Raw genomic sequence first — 20,197 nt, 5'->3', positions numbered from 1 at the left:
CCCGCCCGCCACGTGAGCCGGGCCACAGTCCCTCTCGCACACCCGCAGTACTCTGGTCGCATGCCTCTGCTCGTACGCCGCCGTCACGTGGACTTCGTCCGCGTCACGAGCATGAGCTGTCGCCGCTCCGCCTGACCTTCCGGGTACCACTCCACACCCCGGCGGTCCCTCGTCCGAGCCCCCACGCCGACCGGCACCCGTGGCCCCCGCACCACCCCTCGCGGCCGCCCCGGGCACCCGTACACCCCGCGGATGCACCCATGACGAACAGCTCGTACCCCTCCCAGCTCCCCATCGTCGACCTCTCGGCCGCCGACCGGGACCCCCGGGCCCGCAAGCTGCTCCACGCGCAGCTCCACTCGGCCGCCCACGACGTGGGCTTCTTCCAGCTCATCGGCCACGGCATCACCGAAGCCGAGACGCACGCCCTCACCTCCGCCATGCGGGCGTTCTTCGCCCTGCCCGAGGCCGACCGGCTCGCCCTCGACAACATCAACTCGCCGCACTTCCGCGGCTACACCCGCATCGGCGACGAACGCACCGCCGGCGCCCGCGACTGGCGCGACCAGCTCGACATCGGCGCCGAACGCCCCGCCCACGCCCCCGCACCCTGGGAAGCCCCCTACTGGTGGCTCGAAGGCCCCAACCAGTGGCCCGCCGCACTCCCCGAGCTGCGCACCGCCGCCCTGCACTGGATCGACCGCCTCAGCGGCGTCGCCGAGCGCCTCCTCCACGAACTGCTCGCCTCCATCGGCGCGCCCGCGGACTTCTACGACGACATCTTCGGCCCCCGCGCCCACCCGCACCTCAAGCTGGTCCGCTACCCCGGCAGCAGCGGCGAGGGCGACGACCAGGGCGTCGGCGCGCACAAGGACTACGGCTTCCTCACCCTGCTGCTCCAGGACCAGGTCGGCGGCCTCCAGGTCCAGCGCGAGGACGGGAACTTCCACGACGTGCCGCCGCTCCCCGGCGCCTTCGTCGTCAACCTCGGCGAACTCCTCGAAGTGGCGACGAACGGCTACCTGATCGCCACCAACCACCGGGTCGTCTCCCCGCCCGGGGCGACGGAGCGCTACTCCGTCCCGTTCTTCTACAACCCGCGGCTCGACGCCCGGATCTCCCCGCTGGCCTTCCCGTACGCCGACCGGGCCCCCGGCGTCACCGTCGACCCGGCGAACCCGCTGTTCGCCGAGTACGGCCGCAACGAACTGAAGGGGAAGCTCCGCGCCCACCCGTCGGTGGCCGCCCGCCACCACGCGGAGCTCCTGCTGCACCCGGAGGGTCAGCCGGTGATGTCCGCGTAACCCTCGATGTCGCGCGGGTCCCGCTTGCCGGGGCCCGTGTAGCGCGCCGACGGACGCACGAGCCGCCCGGTCCGCTTCTGCTCCAGGATGTGCGCCGACCAGCCGGCCGTACGGGCACAGCTGAACATCGACGTGAACATGTGCGCCGGCACCTCCGCGAAGTCGAGGACGATCGCCGCCCAGAACTCCACGTTCGTCGCCAGGATCCGGTCCGGACGCCGGTTGTGCAGCTCGTCCAGCGCGGCCTTCTCCAGCGCGGCGGCCACCTCGTAGCGCGGCGCGTCCAGCTCCTTGGCCGTACGGCGCAGCACGCGCGCGCGGGGGTCCTCGGCCCGGTACACGCGGTGTCCGAAGCCCATCAGGCGCTCGCCCTTGTCCAGGGCCCCCTTCACGTACGCCTCCGCGTCGCCCGTCCGCTCGATCTCCTCGATCATGCCGAGGACGCGGGACGGAGCGCCGCCGTGCAGCGGGCCCGACATGGCGCCCACGGCGCCGGACAGCGCCGCCGCCACGTCCGCGCCGGTGGAGGCGATGACGCGGGCGGTGAACGTGGACGCGTTCATGCCGTGCTCCGCGGCCGACGTCCAGTACGCGTCGACGGCCTTCACGTGCTTCGGGTCCGGCTCGCCGCGCCAGCGGATCATGAACCGCTCCACGACCGACTGCGCCTTGTCGATCTCGCTCTGCGGGACCATCGGCTGACCCTGGCCGCGGGCGGACTGGGCGACGTACGACAGCGCCATCACGGCCGCGCGGGCGAGGTCGTCACGGGCCTGCTCGGCGGAGATGTCGAGCAGCGGCTTGAGGCCCCACACCGGCGCCAGCATCGCGAGTGCGGACTGCACGTCGACCCGGATGTCACCGGAGTGCACCGGGATCGGGAACGGCTCGGCGGCCGGCAGGCCCGGGTTGAACGCTCCGTCGACGAGCAGGCCCCAGACGTTTCCGAACGAGACGTGACCGACGAGGTCCTCGATGTCGACCCCGCGGTAGCGGAGGGCACCGCCCTCCTTGTCGGGTTCGGCGATCTCCGTCTCGAACGCGACGACTCCCTCGAGCCCGGGTACGAAGTCGGACATCAGGCGGCTCCTCTATCGATGATCGATCAACCAGGTTGGTCGATGGTGGGAATCAACAGTCATCCAGCGGAAGAGTCTGTACGGTTCCGATGATGCGGGGAAGCGTGACATCCGGCACACTCCGCCGTTCCGGCGAGTGAGGATTAGGGCCACGTGGTGCCGGGCAGACTCGGCCGCTGCGGCAGGATGGCCCTGTGACCGACGCCCTGGACCCCGCCGACATGCGCGAGCAGTACCGCACCACGGAGCTCCTCGCGGCCGACCTCGCGCCCGAGCCGATCGAGCAGTTCACCCGCTGGTTCAAGGAGACCGCCGCCAACCCGGCGATCCACGAGCCCAACGCGATGATCGTCTCCACCGCGACCCCCGACGGCCGCCCGTCCTCCCGGACGGTCCTCCTCAAGCACTACGACGAGGCCGGCTTCGTCTTCTTCACCAACTACGGCTCCCGCAAGGGCCGCGAACTGGAGGCCAACCCCCACGCCTCCCTGCTCTTCCCCTGGCACCCCCTGGCCCGCCAGGTCATCGTCACCGGCAGCGCCGTCCACACCGGCCGCGACGAGACGGTCGCCTACTTCCGCACCCGCCCCCACGGCTCCCAGCTCGGCGCCTGGGCCAGCCCCCAGTCCTCCGTCATCCCCTCCCGCAGCGACCTCCTCGCCCGCTACGACGACCTCGCCGCCCGCTACCCCGACCCCGAACAGGTCCCCGTCCCCCCGAACTGGGGCGGCATCCGCGTCATCCCCGACACCGTCGAGTTCTGGCAAGGCCACGAGAACCGCCTCCACGACCGCCTCCGCTACCACCGCGCCCCCGACACCGACACCTGGCACGTCGAACGCCTGGCCCCCTGACCGACCGGGCCCCTCCAGAGGCTCGGCCCGACGCCGGCGGGTCCGGCGTCACGGGCCCGGAAACGCAGACGACCGTGAGTCTGGTCCTGTCCGCCTAGGTTCGGACAGGAGCCGGCCGGACTTACCGGCGACTCACGGTCGGGTGACTGCGTTGTTCTTCGGCAGTTCGGCCTGCCGAGGTGCACAGAGTGCGACGGCAGGCCTCAGCCCGCAGTCACCTCGCTGGTCCGGTAAGAAATCACTTCCGGATCACCTCCTTTCATGCGTGACTCACACGCTACGAACGCCGGGCCGGACGCTCAACCGATTTATTCGGCGCGTTCGGCGTCGCTCCTCCAGGCGTAGGAACGGCCGTCGGCACGCTGGAGCAGCCGCAGGTTCCCGTGGGACGCGTTGAAGCGCCCGAGCGGCGTGGAGACGCTGTGCCGCCCCGTACTCCGGACCGACACGCGGCCGGTCCGGACGCCCGCCCACCGCCCCTGTTCTCCGCCTGTGCGGCGTGACGCCGACCGGCCCGGGTGTCGAGCCGACCGGTCTCCCCTCGCCCAAGTACCCGACCGGTGCCCCGCAGTGACGCGAGGTGTCCGCGAGCCGTTTCGTCCCTGCTCCCAGGGGTGTCTGCGCTCGCGGATTCCAGAGCAGGCTGCTGAGGAAGCACAGCCTGGCGGGTCTTCCGGCCTGCCGGGAACGTAGTCATCGAAGACACCCGCTTCCGATCCGACGATCATGATGACTGGGGCTGGTCACTCCGATTCCGCGAAGGAGTCCGGCACGGGCCGGGGAGCGAGTGACCTCACGAGTCCGTGTGACGACCGCCAGGAGCGGAACTCCTGCTCACACGGCCCAGAATCGACCGGTGTGGCATGCGCCACTTTTCGCTGCGAGTGGCTGGGAACCGCCCTTGAAAGCTCTGGGTCGCCCGTCTCGAAGGGGCTGCCTGCTCTGCTTTCGCAGGGCGGTGATTTCGCTGAAGGTGATGTGCTCTGCGTCACGTTCGAGTTGAATGGCCCCAGCATGGGGGGTGTCGGATGAGTGCCTTCACGGGGTCGGCCAGTGAGACCGCTTCTGTTCCGGGAGCGGGGGGAGATCTGCTGGCGGCGCTGCTGGACGGGATGGACGCGGCGTTGTGCGCGTTCGACGCGGACGGCACGGTGACGCACTGGAACAGGGAGGCCGAGCGGATCCTCGGGTGGTCGGCCGCTGAGGCGGTGGGACGACGGGGGTTCGGGGGGTGGGCGGCGCGGAGCGCGGACGCCGAGGAGACCCTGGGCCGGCTGATGGGCGCGATGAAGGGGCCGGGCCGGCAGGTCCACGAGTTCGTACTGCTGCGCAAGGACGGCGGGCGGGTGCTCGTGCGGAGCCAGGCGGCGGGCGTGCGGGGCGCGGACGGGGCGCCGGCGGGCGTGTACTGCGCGTTCAGCGAGGTGCACGTACAGCTGGATCTGGAGCGGTCGGTCGCGCTGAGCGAGGCACTGTTCGACGACGCGTCGTGGGGCGTCGTGCTCGTGGACGCCGACCTGCGCCCCGCGATGATCAACGCCCATGCGGCCCGCGCGCTGGGCACCGGACGTACGGCCCTGCTCGGGCGGCCGCTCGGCGACGTCGTCGTCCACGGCGCGGAGGAACTGGAGGCGGCACTCCAGCACGTGCTGGCGGAGGGGACGCCGGCCGCGCCCGCCGAGGTGTGGGTGACGCTGCGGACGGCCGCGGGGGAGCGGCGCCGGTGCTGGCGCAGCGGCTTCCTGCTCCTGTCGTCGCCGATGGCGGAGCAACCGGTGCCGCTGGGCGTGGCCTGGCTGTTCCAGGACGTGACGGAGGAGCGGCTCGCGGCGCGCGAGGCCGACCGCCTGCGGTTCCGGTGGAGCCAGTTGCACCGGGCGGGCGCCGCGGCGGCGGAGTGCGAGGACACGGACGAGGCGGCGACGGTCCTGCTCGACTTCGCCCTCGCCGGCTTCGCCGACCACGCGGTGGTCGACCGGGTGGCGGGGGAGCGGCGCCTGACGCGCGCCCTCGCGACCCCCGCCGGGGTCCCCGGCCCGTCGTCCCCGGTCGTCGGCGGCGGCATCCCCCTGCGGTACGGGCCGAGGCACCCGGCGCTCCAGGCCTGGGACCGGCTGGGCACGGTGCGGGCGAGCGCGGGCCGTACCGCCGAGGTCTGGGCGGAGGCCCACCAGTGGCCCGGCGACGCGGCGCACGCCCTGTGCCTGGTGCTGCGCTCCCGCGGCCGCACGCTGGGTGTGCTGACCTTCCTGCGGGCCGCCTGCCGGTCGCCCTTCGAGCGGGAGGACGTGGTGTTCGGCGAGACGATCGCGGCCCGGGTGGCGGCCCTCCTGGAGCTCGGCGACAAGGACTGAGCACCGCGGAGCCCCCTCCGTACACCCACTTTTTTGTGGGTACTTGTACGGTCCCGACGCCCGGGAGAACCTGGTGGTGGCCCGGACGAGAGGGAGCGACAGGGCCTCAGGAGGCGGCGGCCGCTTCCGTGAGCCGGTCCAGCCGGCGATGGCCCCAGTCCGACAACGGGCCCAGCAGTTCCGACAGTTCGCGTCCGTACGCCGTCAGCGAGTAGACGGTCTTCGGCGGCAGCACGTCGTGCACCTCGCGGTGCACGAGGCCGTCCTCCTCCATCTCCCGCAGCGCCTGCGTCAGCACCTTCTCGCTGATCTCGGGGATCCTGCGGCGCAGTTCGCCGGGCCGCAGCGGCCCGGACTCCAGCCGCCACAGCAGCGACGTCTTCCACTTGCCGTCGATGACGGCGATCGCGGCCGTCACTCCGCAGACGTTCGTGTCCTGGGCCCGGAGGCGTGTCATGCGCGTCCCTCTCGTTCGTCGGTCACCTGTATCCCATCCTTGTGCAAGGGAGTTCCCCCGTGTCTTCTTCCGCCTCTTCTTCCGCGTCCTCGACCGCGTCGTCGTCCGGTTCCCCGCTCTCCGTCACGGTCCTCGGTCTCGGCCCGATGGGTCGGGCGCTCGCCGGCGCCTTCCTGGACGCCGGGGTGCACACCACCGTGTGGAACCGGACCCCGGGCCGTGAGGGCGACCTGGCCGAGCGGGGCGCGGTCCTGGCCGGGAGCGCCGAGGAGGCGGTCGGCGCTAGCGCGCTGACCGTGATCTGCCTCGTCAACTACGACGCCACGGACTCCGTGCTGCGGCAGCCCGCCGTCAGGGACGCGCTGAAGGGGCGGACCCTGGTGAACCTGAGCGCCGACGTCCCGGAGCGCGCCCGCGACACCGACGGCTGGGCCGCCGAGCACGGCATCGGCTATCTGGACGGCGCGATCATGACGCCGACGCCGAGCATCGGGACGCCGGCCGGCGTGTTCCTGTACAGCGGGCCCGAGTCGCTGTACGCCGAGCACCGGCCGGTGCTCGACGCCCTGGGCGGTGCCCACACCCATCTCGGTGAGGACATCGGCCGTGCGGCGGCGTACGACGTGGCCCTGCTCGACATCTTCTGGACGTCGATGACGGGCTACGTGCACGCGCTGGCCGTGGCCCGCGCGGAGGGCATCTCGGCGCGCGAGTTGGCGCCCTTCGCCGCCGGCATCGGCGCGATCCTCCCGCCGCTGTTCGAGGAGTGGGCGGACGACGTCGACAGCGGTTCCTACTCGGGCGAGGGCAACCCCCTCACCTCGGCCGTCTCCACCATGTCGCACGTCGTCCACGCCGCCGAGGCCCACGGCCTCGACGCGACCGTCATGCGCGCCGCGGAGGCCCTCGCCCTCCGCGCCGTCGACCGCGGCCACGGCGCCGAGGGCTTCACCCGGGTGACGCAGGTCCTGGCCCGCGACTGAGCCGCCTGTCGGGCCCGCCGTCGTCTGTGGGGCCCGCCGTCGTCTGTCGGGCCCGCCGTCGTCTGCGGGGCCCGCCGTACGCCACCGTGGTCCGTCGCCGTCGCCGTCGCCGTCGCCGTCGTACGCCGCCGTCGTCGTCCGCCGGTGAACGAGATCCGGCTAGTGCCGGAAGAAGATCCGGTCGCCGTACTCGCTCATGACGCGGCCGTTCCACTCGTGGCCGCCGTCGACGTTGCCGGAGCGCAGGAGGGGCGGCTCGATGCCGCGGCGGACGAGGTCCTCGGCGGCGGCGGCCATGGTGGCCTGCATGAGGGCGCTGGTGACGACGGTGGAGGCGGGGGCGAAGGGGGCCTCGATGCCTTCGTGGGTGAGCTCGGCGTCGCCGACGGCGATCCTGGAGTCGAGGACGATGTCGCAGTGGTCCTTGAGGTAGGTGCCGGAGACGTGGCGCGACTTCGTCTCGGTCGCGTAGGCCACCGAGGTGACGCCGATGACGGTGAGGCCGAGGGCGCGGGCGTTCATGGCCATCTCGACGGGCAGGGCGTTGCGCCCGGAGAGGGAGATGATGATCAGGACGTCCCCGGCCTTGGCGGGAGAGGAGTCGAGGACGGCGCCGGCGAGGCCGTCGACGCGCTCCAGGGCGGAGCCGAGGGTCGCGGGCATGACGTCGACGCCGACGGTGCCGGGGACGGCGAGCAGGTTCATCAGGGCGAGGCCGCCGGCCCGGTAGACGACGTCCTGGGCGGCGAGGGAGGAGTGGCCCGCGCCGAAGGCGAAGAGCCGGTTGCCGTTCTCGACGGCTTCGGCGATCGCGGCGCCCGCGGCGGCGATCTCGGCGGAGTCCTCGTCGCGGACCTGCTGGAGCAGGCCGATCGCGGCCTCGAAGAACTGTCCGGCCAGCTTGCTCTCGCCCATGGCGGCGGCTCCTTCTCGTCGTGGTCGCGGATCACGGTGCGGTCTGGACCATTGCTCTGTCAATACCGCCTCGCCCGGGTGAGGCCCGGTTGTCGGCTCGATGCGTCAGAATTGGGGCAGGGCCAGCGCACGACTCATCGAGGGGCACGTATGTCCGGACTGATCGACACAACGGAGATGTATCTCCGCACCATCCTCGAGCTTGAGGAGGAAGGTGTGGTCCCGATGCGTGCCCGGATCGCCGAGCGGCTCGACCAGAGCGGCCCGACCGTGAGCCAGACGGTGGCGAGGATGGAGCGCGACGGCCTGGTGGCCGTGGCGAGTGACCGCCATCTGGAGCTCACGGACGAGGGCCGCCGCCTCGCCACCCGCGTCATGCGCAAGCACCGGCTCGCCGAGTGTCTGCTGGTCGACGTGATCGGCCTGGAGTGGGAGCAGGTGCACGCGGAGGCCTGCCGCTGGGAGCACGTGATGAGCGAGGCCGTGGAGCGGCGGGTCCTGGAACTGCTGCGCCACCCGACGGAGTCGCCGTACGGCAACCCGATCCCGGGCCTCGAGGAGCTGGGCGAGAAGGCGGAGGCGGAGTCCTTCCTCGACGACTCGATGGTCTCCCTGGCCGACCTCGACGCGAGCGGCGGCAAGACGGTCGTCGTGCGCCGCATCGGCGAGCCGATCCAGACGGACGCCCAGCTGATGTACACGCTGCGGAGGGCGGGCGTGCAGCCCGGTTCCGTCGTGTCGGTGTCGGAGTCGCCGGGCGGTGTCCTCGTGGGCAGCAGCGGCGAGGCCGCCGAGCTGGACGCCGAGGTCGCGGCGCACGTCTTCGTGGCGAAGCGCTGACGCCTTCCGGTACGTGGACGAGGGGCGCCCGGCAGGCCCGGGCGCCCCTCGCCCGTTTCCGCCGCCGGGCCTTCCGGCCGTGGTGCCCTTCCGTCCGTCAGATGTACGGGGCGAGGACGCCCCACAGCCCGAGCGCGAGGACGCCGAGGGCGGCGAGTGAGCCGAAGGCGTACTGCGTGACCAGGACGGGGAGCCACTTCCGCTGGACGTGGCGGCCGGTCTTCCGCGGGTCGTAGACGACGTGGATGTGCGGCGTCGAGTTGCTGGAGCCGCGCTGGAGGTACTCGTTGCCGTGGGTGTCGGTGTACTTGTAGTACTCCGACCGCTTCCCGTTCGGGTAGTGGTCCGCGGTGGCCCGGACGGTGACGCCGCGCCGCTTGAGCACCCAGCGGTCGTGGAGGTTGCTCGCGGTGGCGAGGACGCCGAGCAGGCCGAAGAGCGTTCCGAACCCGGCGAAGAAGGCGATGAAGGCCATCGCGCCGCCGTGGGCGGCGGCGGTCCACCACACGTAGCCGGTGTAGGCGGCGACGAAGGCCGTGCTCCAGCCGAGCACCGACCACCAGGGAACCGCGCCCGGGTCGTCCTCGACGGTCACCAGGGCGCTGCCGGCCGGGTCCCGCTCCGCGGGGAGGGCGGCGTCCAGGGCCGTGTGGAACAGCGTGGTCGCGGTCGGGTTGCCGCCCGTCACCCGGTGCGGGACGCCGTCGGTCAGGACGACCTCGAGGGACGTCTCGGTGTCCCGCCGGACCTCCTGGATGACGGCGAGGGGGATTTCCTTGCGCGTGCCGGTCGTCGTGATGACGAGCCGGTCGTCCTCGAGGACGGCCGAGTCGGCGCCCTTGGCGAGTATCTGGGGTGACAGCACGCTTCGTGGACGGTCGAGGGCGCAGCCCGGTTGCCCGGATCCGGGTCACGAAGGCGTATCGACCCGCTCGCACCGACTCCGCGGCAAAGCCCAACGGCCCCGCGACCTGGTTGTGTCGACTCTGCGGGAAGGTCCAACAGTCCTCCGGCCCGGTTGTGTCGACTCCGCGGCAAGGTCCAACGGCCCCTCGAACCGGTCGTGCTGACTTCGAGGGAAAGTCCGATGGCCCCCTTCGGCCCGCTCGCACCGACTCTGCTGCGAGGTCCAACAGCCCCCCGATCCGGCCGTGCTGACTTCGCCGCAAGGTCCAACAGCCCTCCGGCCCGCTCGCGTCGGCTCCGCCGCAAGGCCCAACGGCCCCCCCGTGCGCCCCGTTTACGCCGGAATGGTCACGCCCGCGCCCTCGCCGTGCCACGCTGGTACGAGCCGGGCGTGGAGGGGGTGAGGCCATGAGGGGCTGCGGACGACAGAGGGCCCCGGCGCCCTTGGGCGCCGGGGCCTGTCCTCCCCTGTGCTGACCTGGAGCCCCGAGCTCTCAAGGTCATCCCCTTCGGACCGTTTTTCCCCGAGCGGTCCGCCTCCCGTTGAAGATCTCCCCTCGGCAGCGGGAGTCAATCCTTGAGTCCTGTCACTCGAACGAGGGGTGTTGGGTGGCAGGAGCGCATTTTCGAATACGAGTTCGATAGTCTGGCTGGGTTCGACGGAAAAGAGGGGGTGCCAGGGACATGGCGCGACGACTCGACGTCACCGGGGCCGATGGCGTACGGCTGGCGGCCTGGGACTTCACGGACGGGACCGCCCGGCGGACGGGCCCCGGCGTCTTGCTCCTCCACGGCCTCATGGGGCACGCCGCCCACTGGGCCCCCGCCGTCGCCCGCCTCTCCGGCCGCACCCGCACGGTCGCCCTCGACCAGCGCGGCCACGGCCACAGCGAGCGGCCGCCCGGCGGCGTCTTCACCCGCGAGGCGTACGTCGCCGACGCCGCCGCCGCCGTGGAACAGCTCGGCCTCGGCCCCGCCACCCTCATCGGCCACTCCATGGGCGCCCTCACCGCCTGGCAACTCGCCGCCGAACGGCCCGACCTGGTCCGCGCCCTCGTCATCTGCGACATGCGGGCCTCGGCGCTCGGAGCAGCCTCCCAGCGCGAGTGGCACGACTGGTTCCGCCGCTGGCCCACCCCCTTCCCGACGCTCGACGCCGCCCGCCGCTGGTTCGGCGAGGACGACCCGTGGGTCGAGCGCCCCAACCCCGCCCGCGGCGCCTTCTTCGCCGAGGTGATGGCCCAACACCCCGACGGCTGGCGCCCCGTCTTCGACCCCGCCCACATGCTCACCTCCCGCGAGACCTGGGTCCACGACGCCCACTGGGACTCCCTCGCCGAAGTCCGCTGCCCCACGCTCGTCGTCCGCGGCCTCGACGGGGAACTCGGCCGCGCCGAAGCCCAGGAGATGGTCCGCGTCCTCCCCCACGGCTCGTACGCTGAGATCCCCGACGCCGGTCACCTCCTCCACTACTCCCACCCCTCCGCCTGGCACACCGTCGTCTCCCCCTTCCTCACCGGCCTCCTCACCCCCTGACCCCCTCCGGGCCCCGCCCAGGAAGCCCGTACCCCCACCGAGGCCCACCCTCGATGGGACCCGCGGCAGCGCCCAACGCCCCTCGCCACCCCTGCTGCGGCTGCGCACAACGTGCCTGCCCACCGCTCGTTCGGCGCGCTGCCGCTGCCGCTGCCGCTGCCGCTGCCGCTGCCGCTGCCGCTGCCGCTGCCCACCCCGCCCGCTCGGCGCGCCGCAGCTGCCCACCCCGCCCGCTCGGCGTGCCTGCGGCGGGCCCACCCCCGTCGTGGGCCGTGGGACGGTGCCCCCGGGCCCCGCGATAGGACCTCGGGCGGTGCCCACCTTCGCCGGCCCACCCCGTTGTGCGCACAACGGACTTCCCGGCCCGTCTCGTTGTGGGCACAACGGGCGCTGCGCCCCTGTCTGGTCCGGCCCGGTCCGGCCGCCTCGTTGTGGGCAACCGACGCCGCACCCCGGCCCGGCCCGGTCCACCCGTTGCGGGGCAACGGAGGGCCGGGCCCGGTCCACCCCGTTGCGGCACATCGGACGGCGCGCTCCGGTCCACCCGCGTTGTGGGCAATCGTCCGCCAGGGGCGTGGGGGTCCCCCCCCGGACGGAGTCTGGGGGAGGGTGGGCACAACGGACGGTGCCCGTTGCCGGGCCCAGGCTTCCGCGCCCGAACCCGCACCCTGCTGTACGCCGCCGTATCGGTGCGGGTCCAGGCCCAGGGGGCGGGGGCGCCGCCGAGGGCGCCGTCCCGTGTGCCCACCCGTCCCGCCCCAGCGGGACGATTGCCCACACGAAGGTGGGCCAACGGCCGGCGCGTGGCCACACGGCGATGGGCGACGGGGCGGCGGGCACAGGCGGCGCGCGGGCCCGCGCCATGGGTGCGCAGCCGCGGGAGGCGCGGGCCCACAGGGCGGCGGCTGCAGGAGGCGCGGGCCCGCAAGGCGGTGGGCGCGGGAGGCGCGGGCTCACACACCGGCAGGCGCGGGAGACGTGGGTCCACAAGGCGGCGCGGGCGCGGGAGGCGCGGGCCCACAGGGCGGCGGCTGCAGGAGGCGCGGGCCCGCAAGGCGGTGGGCGCGGGAGGCGCGGGCCCACACACCGGCAGGCGCGGGAGACGTGGGTCCACAAGGCGGCGCGGGCGCAGGCGGCGCGGGCCGCACAGCGGCGGCCGCGAGAGGCGCGGCCCCCAGGGCGGCGCGGGCCCCGCACGAGGTGGGCGGCGCGGGTCGGCACGGTGCACCGGCAGGTGCGGGCCCTTGTCGGGGTCGGCGGGTGGCAGACGTGGCCCACCCGATGAATCCAGGTGCCCGTGCCGGGGTGGCAGGTGCGCGCGGCCCGTCGGGATGGGACCCCGCGGGGTGGTAGGGGAGGGGGGCGGGGTACCGTCCGTCCCACGGCGCGTCGAGCATCGACGTCTCCGCGCCGCTGAAGGGAACTCGATGCGTATTTCCATCTTGCGGCGCCTCGCCGCGGCGGCCACGACGCTGGGTCTGGCCTCGGTGGGCCTGTTGGGCGCGGGCGCGACGCCGGCGCAGGCGGCGATCGGTGATTGCCCGTCCGGCTATTTCTGTGCGTGGAAGTCGGACAACGGCACCGGCACGATGTACAAGACGAACGTGAACCAGGCGACGCTCGGGAGTTGGGACAACGCGTTCCGCTCGATCGTCAACCGCACGAGCAAGTGGCTGTGCCTCTACGACGACGCGAACTACACCGGGTCGGCCGGCGCGACCGTGATTCCGTCGGATCCGGCGGGCACGGAGTGGGGCGGCCCGGGCAGCAACTCGATCAGCTCGCTGAAGTTCGTGCCCACGGAGCGGGAGTGCCGGGGGCTCGCGTACCCGTCGTGGAACGCGGCGACGTCTCCGGCGAAGGCCGGTTTCGGCGATCTGAACGCGGACAAGAAGGCGGACGTCCTCGTCCGTGACGAGGCGGGGCGCCTCTGGTTCCTGCCCGGTGACAGCACCGGCCGTCTCGTCGGTACGGGCGGCTGGGGCGTCATGAACGCCCTGACCCGGCACGGTGACTTCTCGGGCGACGGGCGCGAGGACGTCATCGCCCGTGAGACCGCCACCGGCAAGCTGTGGCTCTACCCCGGCACCGGCACGGGCACGCTCGGGACCCGCAAGCTGATCGGCTCCGGTGGCTGGAACGCCATGGCCAAGCTGACCGCGTACGGCGACCTGACCGGCGACAACCGTTCCGACCTGCTCGCCGTCGAGCCCACGACCGGCAAGCTGTGGCTCTACCCCGGCACCTCCACCGGCGCCCTCGGTGCCCGCAAGCTCCTGGGCTCCGGCGGCTGGAACGCCATGAACGCCCTGGTCGCCCCCGGTGACATGAACGGCAACGGCAAGGCCGACCTCATCACCCGCGAGGCCTCCACCGGCAAGCTCTGGCTCTACCCGGCCACCGCCTCCGGCACGTTCGGCCCCCGGGTCCTCATCGGCTCCGGCGGCTGGAACGTCATGGCCTCCTTCCTCGCCCTCGGCGACTTCACCGGCGACGGCCTCAACGACCTCGCGACCGTCACCACCGGCTCGTACATCGGCGAAGGCTGCCGCGGCGTCGGCTGCCTCGTCCTCTACAGCGGCAAGGGCACCGGCGGCCTCAACCCCGGCTCCCCGGAGAGCCAGTACGTCGACTGGTCCGACCTCCGCGGCACGTTCTGAGCGGACGTTCCGAGCGGATGTTCCGAGCGGACGTTCTGAGCGGATGTTCCGAGCGGACGTTCTGAGCGGATGTTCCGAGTGGACGTTCGGAGCGGACATTCTGAGCGGATCCCCAGCGCCGTGAACGCGAGCGTGACATGAGGGCCTCCACCCCGGCGGGTGGAGGCCCTCATGGCTTCGTTCATCGATTCTCCATCGCTTCGTTCGTATCGCCGCGAGGAGGGCACCCCCGTCGGCGCGAGCGATACGGTCTCGCCATGTCCCGATCAGAGAAGACCGATGTGAACCGGCGGCCCGTCACCGCGGACGACCTGGACCTGGCCGTGCGGCTCGCCGTGGAGGTCCTGCGGGGCGCGCCCCCGGAGGCGTGGGAGGGGAAGGCGGGCTCGCTGGAGTGGGACTGCTGGGAGACCGTGGAGCACCTGAGCGACGACCTGTTCGCGTACGCGGCGCAGCTCGGGCCGAAGGCGCCGCCGCTGGACGGGGACGTGCCGTTCGTGTGGGAGAGCCGGAGGCAGGGCGGGCCGGCGAACGCGATCCACGCGGACCGTGCGGCGGGGCCGGCCGGGCTGCTGACGGTGCTGGAGGCGAGTGGGGCGCTGCTGGTCGCGATGGCGCGTACGGCGTCGCCGGAGAAGCGGGCGTACCACGGGTTCGGGGTCTCGGACCCGGAGGGCTTCGCGGCGATGGGGATCGTCGAGACCGTGGTGCACACGGACGACTTGGCGCAGGGGCTGGGGCTCGTGTGGAGTCCGCCGGCGGACATCTGCGCGCGGGTGCTGGCCCGGTTGTTCCCGGAGGCGCCGTCCGACACGGAGCCGTGGCGCACGTTGCTGTGGGCCACGGGGCGGGGCGATTTGGAGGGGCGGCCCCGCCTGACCAAGTGGCGGTGGGACGGCACACCGCGCGCGTAAGGGGAATGCGGGTCGGGCGCGGGTTCAGCGGGTTTATTGGTTTGCCGCCGCCGAAGCGGGTCGGATAGGAAGTCCGCATGCTTACTGGCGGCACGATCGGGCTCAGGGCCCGGTACGACGAGGACATCCCGATCCTGCGGACCGAGCTGTACGACGACGTGGTCAACTCCGAACGTGCGGAGGCCGGTCCGTGGCGGCCGCTCACGCCGGGCTCGAAGGACCCGCGACTCGTCGTGGACGAGTCGGATCAGCGGAACGTCTCCTTCTCCGTCGTGGAGTTGGAGGGCGGCACGCTGATCGGCAGCGCGAACCTGTGGGGCATCGACAACCACAACCGGGGCGCGCACATCGGCCTGGGCCTGCTGCCGTCCGCCCGCGGCAAGGGCTACGGCACGGACGTGGTCGCGACCCTCTGCCGGTACGGCTTCGTCGTGCGCGGGCTGCACCGGCTGCAGATCGAGACGCTGTCGGACAACCACGCGATGCTGCGGTCGGCCGAGCGCAGCGGCTTCGTGCGCGAGGGCGTGCTGCGTTCGTCGGCCTGGGTGATGGGCGAGTTCCTCGACGAGGTGGTCCTCGGGCTGCTGGCCCGGGACTGGAAGCCGGCGACGGCGCAGGACACCCCCTAGGAGCGGCTGTTTGGACCTCTTCGCGTGTGCCGGCTGCGGCACGGAACTCACGGCGCCGGTGGCGCGGGTCGCGCTTCCCGTCCACACCCACTTCGGGGGGTGGGAGGAGCTCCATCCGCCGCTGATGGATCCCGGGACGTACGCCGTCGAGCCGCGGCCCACCGGGCCGCCCTGGCGGCTGTGGGAGGAGGTCGGGGAGGACGAGGCCGCGTGCCAGGGCGTGTACGCGCGGGTGCACCGGGTCTCGTTCGGCGCGCGGAACAGGATCGTCGTCGCGCCCGGCGACTCGCGGGCCATGACGCTGATCCTCGACAAGTGCGAGGGGTACTGCCGGGGAGTGGACGGCCGGGACGGCCCCAATCTGGCGTGTGAGGGGTGCGGGCGGGCCGTGGCGACCCGCATGGACGACTGCGGCATGTGGCAGGCGGTCTGGCTGGAGCCCGACGCGGTCGTACGCCGACCCTCGGGGCTCCCGGCCGTTCCGCCTCCTGACTGGGACGACCTGGCGCGCCCGGACCACCGCGCCCCGCTCTTCGAACTCGACGGGTCGTGGAGCCGCCGCTGGGAGGCGGCGCTCGGCGTCGCGCTGGCCCACCTGGTGGCCGTGACCGGGGACCGTCCGGTGATCCTGCCCGCCGGCCCCGTCGCCGAGCTGTTCGGCCCCGCCGTGGACCGCTGCCTCCCCGCCGGTCCCGACACCCGCTCCGTAGGCCTGGCCGGCCCGGGTGTCCCGGCCCCCCGCCCCCGCCCCGACGTCCTCCTCGTCCCCCGCCATCCCCTCACCGGCGACCCCTGGCGCCCATCCGGTGACGAGGCCCCCGTCGTCCCCCTCGACAGCGGTGTCTGGGCCCACTTCGTCCACCCCGGCGAAACCTCTCCCACCCCCGCCACCGGCGTCCTCCCGCCCGGCGTCCTCCGTGACGACTACACCTTCGTCCCCTGCCCCTGGTACCCGCTCACTCCCCACCGCTACGCCTTCACCCTCACCCTCGCCGGCCTCCCCGCCATCCGCGACCCCCGCCTGAGCAGGCGCCGCGAGGCGTACGGATAGGGGGTGCCGTGCCGGCGGGTCGGCGGGGCCGGTGGAGGGGGCGGGCCCAGGGCGGGCGGGCCCAGGGCGGGCGGGCTCGCTTCGGTTCGGCCCGCCCGCCCCGGGGAGGAAGGTCGACTGAGGATGGTCGACTGAGGAAGGTCAGTTGAGAAGGTCAGCTGCCGGAGACGATCTCGTTCACGATCCACGCGCCGAGTTCCTCGGTCATCGTGGTGTGCGCTTCGTTGCGACTGGCGCACAGGAACGCGTCGAGTGCGCTGGCGTCCGGGGTGATCGGCTTGTAGAGCGCCTTCTGGTCGTCGATGTCGCCGGCGGCGACGGCGCTGATGCTGGGGATGAAGCAGGACGTGCGGATGACGTCCTGGTCCACGGTGTTGCGGAGGAACGTCATGAGGAGGCCGGCCAGGCCGAAGCTGCCGGGGTCGCCCTCCGGGGTCGGCAGGGTGAAGACGCCGCCGGGAGCGCCGTCGATCTCGGGCAGCCCGCTGGTGCGGACCTGGATCGCCGTTCCGCCCCCTCCGGCCGCGAACTCGACCTCGGCACCCGCATCAACGCCGGCCCCGAAGAAAGCGACGGCGCCTGCTACACCCACGCCCCCCACATCACCCCCCGAGCCCGCACCCACCGCCACCTCCTCTCCACCGCCCTCACCACCGCCGGCCTCGTCAACTACCCCACCGAGTGGTGGCACTGGTCCTACGGCGACCGCTACTGGGCCCTCACCACCGGCGCCCCCTCCGCCCTCTACGGCCCGACGGAACTGCCCCGGGGCGCCTGACCCGCCCCGCGCCCTCGCCTGACTCACCCTGTTGCGGTGCAACAAAAGGCCCACTCCAGCCCGGCCCACTCGTGCTGCGAGGGGCAACGGACGGCTCGGCCTGCCCCCACTGCACGCAACGGACGGCGTGCCCTGGCCCGGCCCACCCCGTTGCGGCACAACGGACGCCGCACGTCCGGCCGGCCCGGCCCGGTCCGGCTGGGCCTGGCCCATCCCGTTGTGGGCAATCGTCCGCCAGGGGCGCGCGGGTGCGTGGCCGCACGGAGGTGGGCCAGGGTGGCGGGCGCAGCCTGCACAGGCGGGCCGTGCGACAGCGAGGGCGTAGCTCAGGCAGGCAGGCCCTGCGGCAGGGCGCGCGGGCGCAGCCCACGCAGCGGTCGGGCGGGTACGGGCTCAGCCAACGCGGCGGGCGCTACGAGGACGCGTGGGCGCAGCAGGCGGCACCCGTCGCGGCTGCACGGCGGCGGGAGGCGCAGGCCGCTTAAGCCGCGCGGGCCGTACAGGCCGCACAGGCCGTACGGGCAGTACGGGCCTTACGGGACACGGGTTACAGAGGTGAGGACCAGGCGGTGCGGGTGAGGCGCCAGATTTGGTCGGTGCCGGTTTCGGCGGGGGCTGTGGGGGTGTGGGGGCGCTGGAGGTGGGGGGTGAAGCCGAGTCGGGTGGGGACGGCGGCACTGGGGTGGTTGGCGGCGTCGTGGACGATTTCGATGGCGTGGATGGTGGGGATGCGGAACGCCTGGGAGACGAGGGCGCGGGCGGCGCGGGTGGCGATGCCGCGGCCGGTGGTCGCGGGGTGGAGCCAGTACCCGATCTCCAGGGTGTCGGCGGGGGTTTCCTCGTCGTGGCGGTGCAGCCCGCAGCTGCCGACGATGGCGCCGTCGAGGACGACCGCGTAGCTGTACCCGTCGCCGTCGGCCCAGAGTTCGGCGCGGCCGTCGAGGAAGGCGGCGGTATTGGCGAGGCTGTGCTGGGAGGCCCAGGGCATCCACGGCCGCAGGTGTTCCAGTGACTCCTCGATGACCCGGAAGAACTCCGGAAGGTCCGCCTCGCCCTCGAACGTGCGCAGCGTCAGACCGCCGTCGAGCTCGATACGGGTCTGCGGCAGATCCGGCGACTCGTCCGGGAGTTGGGACTCGGGCTCGACCCGCGACCCGGGGTGGGGCCGCGAGTCGGCCCCTATGCGCGACTCCGACTCCGACTCCGACTCTGAATCGGTCTGTGGCAGAGGCTCGGGCTGCGCCTGCGGCTGCGATTGCGCCTGCGGAAGGTCCATGCGGTGAGGATCGTCGGCGTGGTCGGCACGTCGCAAGGGAATTCCGGCAGGCCGGAAAGCGGGGCAGGGAGAGGCGTGGGGTGGAGTAGGGGGAGAGGGGTGCAGGCGGGCGAGGGCGATGCCGGGGATGCGGAGGTCGTTGCAGCCGAGCGAGGCCAGGAGCGGTGCTCTCGCGTTCTGGGTCTGCTCGGGGGTGATGTCCGTGACCAGTTGGTCCGCGCTGATGGGGACGGCGACTGCGGAGAACATGGTGTGTCCCGTACGGGCATTGAGGGAGCCGACCAATATGGCGCCGTTGTCCTCGCCGGTGCTGTTCACGCCGATGATGGCCGCGCCGAGGCCCACGACGCCCCCCGGACCTTCCGACGGCGTCCCGGCGCCTCGGCGTTCCGACGTCCCGGCAACGCCTCGACGCCCCGAGCAGGTCTCGACGTTCCGACGTTCCCGACGTGTCGGGAACGCGATCGTGATCGTATGGCCCGAGACGCGGCGACGAGGGTTCACTGCCGAAAGACAGCTGACACGAGCGGCCTCTGGACCCAGGGACCCAGGAACCCGGGACCCCGGGACCCCGGGACCCCGGTCCTCAGGGTCGCCGGAACAGGACTGGTGATGCCATGGACGCGCAGATCGAGATCGACGAGGAGCTGATCCGAGGGCTGCTCAGGGAGCAGCACCCGGATCTCGCGGAGCTGCCCATTCGGGAGGTGCCGGGCGGCTGGGACAATCAACTGTGGCGGGTCGGAGGAGAGTTGGCCGTGCGGATGCCTCGTACGGAACGGGCCCCGGACCTGTTGCGCAAGGAGTACCGCTGGCTGCCCGTCCTGGCGCCGCCGCTGCCGCTGCCCGTGCCCGTTCCGGTGCGTACGGGGGAGCCGTCCGAGCGTTTCCCGCGGTTCTGGACGGTGGCCCGGTGGGTCGCCGGAGAACCCGCCGACGCGGCGCCCGTCACGCGGGGGGAGCACGCGGCCGAGGCGCTGGCGGGTTTCCTGCGGGTTCTGCACCGCGAGGCGCCGGAGGAGGCGCCTGTCAACCCGCACCGGGGTGTGCCGCTGTCCGCTCATGTGGACGATGCCGAGAAGGGGTTGCGACTCCTGTCCGAGTTCGCCGACGCGGCGGCCGTACGGCGGGTGTGGGAGGACGCCCTCGCCGCGCCCGAGGCGCGGGGAACGCCGGTGTGGTTGCACGGTGACCTGCACCCTGCGAACGTCGTCGTGACCGACGGCACGCTCTCCGGCGTCCTCGACTTCGGCGAACTCTGCTCCGGCGACCCGGCCACGGACCTCTCGGCCGCGTGGCTCCTCCTGCCCTCCGCCGGGGCGGTCTCGCGCTTCTTCGAGGCGTACCGTCACGGCGCTGGCGCTGGCGCTGGCCACGGCCACGGTGACGGCGCCCGCGACGCCGACCGCGCCCGCGACGCCGACCGCTCCCGCGACGCCGCCCGCGCCGATGACGCCGCCCGCGCCGGTGAACGCGTCGGCGCCGTGGACCTGGACGAGGCCACCATCCGCCGCGCCCGCGGCTGGGCCCTCCTCCGTGCCGCCGGGCTCATCGACATCGGTCGCGCCGGAGACCAGGGCCTGCCCGGCGGCAAACCGACCTGGGGTCCAGCGGGTCGGGCGACACTCGCGCGCGTACTGGCTGACGGGTAAGACCCTCGC

The 20,197-nt window shown here is 73.0% G+C and carries 16 protein-coding genes and 1 pseudogene; 12 read left to right on the top strand and 5 right to left on the bottom strand.

Annotation, left to right across the window (positions count from 1 at the left end; translation table 11 throughout):
- Window positions 1-260 precede the first annotated feature (260 nt).
- Window positions 261-1,304 (top strand): isopenicillin N synthase family dioxygenase, encoded by a 1,044-nt coding sequence (locus ACIQFX_RS06660; protein WP_402459460.1) that lies wholly within the window; start codon window positions 261-263, stop codon window positions 1,302-1,304.
- Here ACIQFX_RS06660 and ACIQFX_RS06655 read toward each other — a convergent pair.
- Window positions 1,283-2,383 (bottom strand): citrate synthase 2, encoded by a 1,101-nt coding sequence (locus tag ACIQFX_RS06655; RefSeq protein WP_402459458.1) that lies wholly within the window; start codon window positions 2,381-2,383, stop codon window positions 1,283-1,285. The genes ACIQFX_RS06660 and ACIQFX_RS06655 overlap by 22 nt on opposite strands.
- 221 nt (window positions 2,384-2,604) lie before the next feature.
- On the opposite strand from ACIQFX_RS06655, the gene pdxH reads away from it, so the two are divergent.
- Both pdxH and ACIQFX_RS06645 read left to right on the top strand, forming a co-directional pair.
- On the top strand, window positions 2,605-3,237 hold the full coding sequence (gene pdxH, locus ACIQFX_RS06650) for a pyridoxamine 5'-phosphate oxidase (protein WP_402459597.1): 633 nt from the start codon (window positions 2,605-2,607) through the stop codon (window positions 3,235-3,237).
- 1,028 nt (window positions 3,238-4,265) lie between these two features.
- Window positions 4,266-5,591, top strand: a complete 1,326-nt coding sequence (locus tag ACIQFX_RS06645) for a PAS domain-containing protein (RefSeq protein WP_402459457.1) — start codon at window positions 4,266-4,268, stop codon at window positions 5,589-5,591.
- 106 nt (window positions 5,592-5,697) lie between these two features.
- Here ACIQFX_RS06645 and ACIQFX_RS06640 read toward each other — a convergent pair whose 3' ends face one another.
- Window positions 5,698-6,048 carry a winged helix-turn-helix transcriptional regulator gene (locus ACIQFX_RS06640; RefSeq protein WP_402459455.1) on the bottom strand — a complete coding sequence of 117 codons (351 nt, stop codon included), beginning with the start codon at window positions 6,046-6,048 and terminating at the stop codon, window positions 5,698-5,700.
- Window positions 6,049-6,107: 59 nt separating this feature from the next.
- Here ACIQFX_RS06640 and ACIQFX_RS06635 point away from each other — a divergent pair, with 59 nt between their 5' ends.
- Window positions 6,108-7,031: an NAD(P)-dependent oxidoreductase gene (locus ACIQFX_RS06635; RefSeq protein ID WP_402459454.1), complete on the top strand. Its 924-nt coding sequence runs from the start codon at window positions 6,108-6,110 to the stop codon at window positions 7,029-7,031.
- A gap of 159 nt (window positions 7,032-7,190) precedes the next feature.
- Here the strand turns inward: ACIQFX_RS06635 and ACIQFX_RS06630 are convergent, their stop codons facing one another.
- Window positions 7,191-7,946, bottom strand: a complete 756-nt coding sequence (locus ACIQFX_RS06630) for an SIS domain-containing protein (RefSeq protein ID WP_402459452.1) — start codon at window positions 7,944-7,946, stop codon at window positions 7,191-7,193.
- Between the two features lie 150 nt (window positions 7,947-8,096).
- Here ACIQFX_RS06630 and ACIQFX_RS06625 point away from each other — a divergent pair, with 150 nt between their 5' ends.
- Window positions 8,097-8,786: a metal-dependent transcriptional regulator gene (locus tag ACIQFX_RS06625; RefSeq protein WP_402459450.1), complete on the top strand. Its 690-nt coding sequence runs from the start codon at window positions 8,097-8,099 to the stop codon at window positions 8,784-8,786.
- A 97-nt stretch (window positions 8,787-8,883) separates the two neighbouring features.
- Here ACIQFX_RS06625 and ACIQFX_RS06620 read toward each other — a convergent pair whose 3' ends face one another.
- A complete protein-coding gene (locus ACIQFX_RS06620; protein WP_402459449.1) occupies window positions 8,884-9,651 on the bottom strand; it encodes a hypothetical protein in 768 nt (255 codons plus the stop codon).
- 725 nt (window positions 9,652-10,376) lie between these two features.
- On the opposite strand from ACIQFX_RS06620, the gene ACIQFX_RS06615 reads away from it, so the two are divergent.
- From ACIQFX_RS06615 to ACIQFX_RS06590, 6 genes and pseudogenes are all read left to right on the top strand, one after another.
- Complete coding sequence (locus ACIQFX_RS06615) at window positions 10,377-11,228, top strand: alpha/beta fold hydrolase (protein WP_402459447.1); 852 nt, start codon at window positions 10,377-10,379, stop codon at window positions 11,226-11,228.
- Between the two features lie 1,427 nt (window positions 11,229-12,655).
- Entirely contained in the window at window positions 12,656-13,888 is a 1,233-nt protein-coding gene (locus ACIQFX_RS06610) for an FG-GAP-like repeat-containing protein (protein WP_402459445.1), read from the top strand.
- 257 nt (window positions 13,889-14,145) lie between these two features.
- A complete protein-coding gene (locus ACIQFX_RS06605; RefSeq protein WP_402459443.1) occupies window positions 14,146-14,802 on the top strand; it encodes a hypothetical protein in 657 nt (218 codons plus the stop codon).
- Between the two features lie 77 nt (window positions 14,803-14,879).
- Window positions 14,880-15,431 (top strand): GNAT family N-acetyltransferase, encoded by a 552-nt coding sequence (locus tag ACIQFX_RS06600; RefSeq protein WP_402459441.1) that lies wholly within the window; start codon window positions 14,880-14,882, stop codon window positions 15,429-15,431.
- Between the two features lie 10 nt (window positions 15,432-15,441).
- A complete protein-coding gene (locus tag ACIQFX_RS06595; protein WP_402459439.1) occupies window positions 15,442-16,482 on the top strand; it encodes a hypothetical protein in 1,041 nt (346 codons plus the stop codon).
- A 451-nt stretch (window positions 16,483-16,933) separates the two neighbouring features.
- Window positions 16,934-17,260 (top strand): annotated as a pseudogene (locus ACIQFX_RS06590) (M15 family metallopeptidase); the annotation flags it as partial.
- A gap of 547 nt (window positions 17,261-17,807) precedes the next feature.
- On the opposite strand, the gene ACIQFX_RS06585 reads toward ACIQFX_RS06590, so the two are convergent.
- Window positions 17,808-18,881: a GNAT family N-acetyltransferase gene (locus ACIQFX_RS06585; RefSeq protein WP_402459438.1), complete on the bottom strand. Its 1,074-nt coding sequence runs from the start codon at window positions 18,879-18,881 to the stop codon at window positions 17,808-17,810.
- A 272-nt stretch (window positions 18,882-19,153) separates the two neighbouring features.
- On the opposite strand from ACIQFX_RS06585, the gene ACIQFX_RS06580 reads away from it, so the two are divergent.
- Window positions 19,154-20,188: an aminoglycoside phosphotransferase family protein gene (locus ACIQFX_RS06580; RefSeq protein ID WP_402459436.1), complete on the top strand. Its 1,035-nt coding sequence runs from the start codon at window positions 19,154-19,156 to the stop codon at window positions 20,186-20,188.
- The last annotated feature ends 9 nt before the right edge of the window (window positions 20,189-20,197 follow it).

The organism is Streptomyces sp. NPDC093089 (genome assembly GCF_044754405.1).
GTDB lineage: Bacteria > Actinomycetota > Actinomycetes > Streptomycetales > Streptomycetaceae > Streptomyces.
The sequence above is the reverse complement of the archived record's forward strand: the minus strand, read 5'-3'. Positions and strand labels throughout refer to the sequence as shown.